We start from the raw sequence: 576 nt of genomic DNA on the forward strand, positions 1-576 counted from the left end.
TTCAGTTTTTAACGATTTAAAGAAACTCTCAGCCACAGCATTGTCCCAGCAATTCCCTTTCCTTGACATGCTACGGATAACACCATAAGAATCAAGCGTATTTGCAAACTTCTTTGACGCATATTGTATTCCTCGATCAGAATGAAATAGCATTCCTTTTTTAATCGATCTATTCTTTATAGCCATACGCCATGCTGATAAAGTTGTATCTTCAGTACTCATCGTATTGCTCAAACTCCAGCCAATGACCTTTCTATCGTATAAATCGATAATTGTTGTTAAATATAAAAATCCTTCTTGAGTTTGAATATAAGTAATATCTGATACCCATTTCATAGAAGGTTTTGAAGCGTAAAAATCTCGATTAAGAAGATTATTTACAGTTAAATAATTATGTTTAGAATTTGTTGTAACTCTAAACTTTTTACTTAATTTACTTCTTAAACCAAGCTCTTGCATATATTTAGCAACTGTTTTAACTGATATTCTGTAACCTAAAGCATTTAATTCTGAATGAATTCGAGGACTTCCATATCTCTGCTTGAATTTAAAATATAGATACTTTATTTTATCTAG

1 protein-coding gene is annotated in these 576 nt (G+C 30.7%); it reads right to left on the reverse strand.

All coding sequences use genetic code 11. The features are described 5' to 3' along the window. The coding region (locus N5D03_RS14970) for an IS3 family transposase (protein ID WP_280052134.1) at positions 1-576 on the reverse strand (576 nt) is incomplete at both ends.

This window comes from Empedobacter sp. GD03861, assembly GCF_029840885.1.
Classification (GTDB): domain Bacteria; phylum Bacteroidota; class Bacteroidia; order Flavobacteriales; family Weeksellaceae; genus Empedobacter; species Empedobacter falsenii_B.